Origin of the sequence: Microbacterium sp. HMWF026, assembly GCF_003061325.1 — a bacterium.
Classification (GTDB): Bacteria; Actinomycetota; Actinomycetes; order Actinomycetales; family Microbacteriaceae; genus Microbacterium; species Microbacterium testaceum_E.
Genome location: NZ_QAJB01000011.1, coordinates 1 through 2,381, shown reverse-complemented (window position 1 = coordinate 2,381; position 2,381 = coordinate 1). Strand labels below are relative to the sequence as shown.

The 2,381-nt window shown below is 73.4% G+C and carries 1 protein-coding gene; it reads right to left on the bottom strand.

All coding sequences use genetic code 11. The features are described from left to right. Nucleotides 1–2,201 (bottom strand): TM0106 family RecB-like putative nuclease (locus DBR36_RS00420; RefSeq protein ID WP_146185139.1); only part of this gene is annotated, 2,201 nt, incomplete at its 3' end. Between the last annotated feature and the right edge of the window lie 180 nt (nt 2,202–2,381).

The following is a 2,381-nucleotide window of genomic DNA, read 5'->3' as shown; positions in this document are numbered from 1 at the left end:
GCGTCGGCCCAGGCATCGATGGCCTTCTGCTGATTGCCCGCGCGCGGCGGCGCGGGCGGGGTGAGGGCGAGGGGCAGCTCGTCCCACGTGACGCCGTCGACAGCGACCTCTTCGATGATCGCGCCGTCGTCGAGCACCTCGCGCACGGTCACCCGTCGCGCGCCGTGGATCCACCGCGGGCGGGTGTCGAGCGGGAAGGGGGCGGGCAGGTCGTAGACGGCGAAGGGTTCGGCATCCGCACTCAGCCGGGTTCCGGGAGCGACCTCGCCGCGCAGCTCGACGAGTCGTCGCTCGGAACCGCGTCCCGACTCGGCGATGTGCCAGTCGGTCACCACGCGCGAGCGCGCCGCGTCGACCACGACCACGTCCCGGGTCTCTTCCCACACCGACAGCGGCTCGCGCAGGCGCAGGAAGTGGGTCGCCCAGTAGGTCTTCTCTTCGCGCGGGTAGTAGTCGATCGCCGCGGAGGCGAGGCGCAGGGCCGTCGCGTCGGGCTCGACGGCATCCGCCGCCCAGCGGTGGAGGGCGGTGGCGCGGGGGGACGGTTCGTAGGCCTGCTCGTCGGGTTCGGCGCTGCGCGCGGGGACGGCTCCGCACTCGCGCGCGCGGTCGACCAGCCAGTCGCGCAGACGGCGGGTCGAGACGCAGTCGTAGCGGTTGTAGTCGGCGAGGTCGTCCAGGACGCGTTCAGCGCCCGCGTCGTCGCCGTCGGCGGCGAGCGCCCGCGCCTCGACGTACTTCACGATCGAATCGTCGCCGCGCTGCACGTCGCTCGTGCGCACCTCGTCGCCCATGTACAGCGGCTCGAGCTTCTTGATCGAGTAGGACCGCGACCCCACCCGCAGCGCCCGCCGGACGACGGGGTACAGGTCGACGAAGACGCCGTCGCGCAGGAGACGGTCGACGTCGGCCTCGCGCACCCCGAAGCGCGCCGCCATGGTGAGCAGGTGCGTGGGCTCGTACGGGGCGTAGTGGTAGATGTGCATGCCGGGGTACTGCCGGCGCCGCAGCGCGACCATGTCGAGGAAACGCTCGAGGGCCGCCCGCTCTTCGTCGAAGGTGTGCGCCCACAGGCGGCCGTACACCTCGCGGGTGTCGACCCACCCGAAGAGGTAGTCGATGCCCCAGTGCTCGCCCGCCCCCTCGGTGTAGAGGGGATCGCCCTCGAAATCGAAGAACAGATCGCCGTGGTCGGGGCGCGGGAGCACGCCGAGGGACTTCGGCGCGACGACCTCGAACGTCGGGACGGCGTGCAGCGGCGCCTCGTCGGACGGCACGCCCGCCGGGCTCTCGAGCTGCAGGCGCGCCTGCGTGCGCAGCGACGCGAAGGTGTCGGCGCTCATGGCCGCCGGACCCTGCGCGGCCGCCGCGAGCGCGTCGATCGTCGAGACGCCCGCGGCGCGCAGACGTTCGCGCTGGACCGGCCGCATCCCGGCGACCAGCAGCAGGTCGCGGTGGGCCACCACCTCGATCTCGCAGGTGGCGCAGCGGCCGCAGGCGATCACGTCGAGCTCGCCCCGCGCGTCGCCCCAGGCGATGACGGGTCCGGCGGCGCCGAGGCCCACCCGCCGGTCGGCGATGAGGGCGCGCAGGCGCGCTCGGCGCAGCTCGAACACCGGCAGCAGGTCGTCGACGCGGTGCGTGCTCGTCGTGCCGTCGCCGAGCAGCAACTGCACCTCGTCGGCGCGCGGGATGCCGAGCCGATCGAGCTGGTCGACGTAGGCCGCGAGCTGCATGAGCGCCGTGACGCGCGCGCGACGCGCGAGCTTGGTGTCCTGCACGATCCAGGGCCGCACCCCGCTGGGGTCGGCGGACGGCGAACGGACGAGGAAGTCGGCGAAGCCCACGAACTCGTCGGTCGCGAAGGCGGCCTGATAGACGACCTCGGCGTCGGGGTCGGACAGCGCCTCGTCGGTGAGACGAACCGCCTCGGCGAGCGCCGCGGCGTCGGACGAACGGGCCGCGGGGATCTCGCGCACCGCGTCGCCCAGGCGTTCGCGGTAGCGCTCGAGCACCCGCACCTCGTGGGCCGTGCCCAGACGCGCGGCCCGCTCGAGCGTGGCGTCCTCGGGGTCGTCGACGGCGGCGATGCGCCCGACCTTGGCGTCGATCGCCCGCAGCCAGGCGAACTCGCACTCGGCCGCCGCCTTGAGGTCGCTGGCGCTCCAGACGATCCGCCCGTCTTGCTCGATGTACCGCATGGTGTCCCACGCTAATCGGGGCCACCGACATCGGCGTGCGGCATCCGCTCCGAAGCCCGTCGGGACGAGGGGATGCCGCGGTGTCGGGCGCTGCTGACAGACTGGACGGGTGAGCACCGACCTGCCGTTCGAAAGCGTCTACCGGCACGGGTTCGCGCGGGTGGCCGCGTGCACCATCCC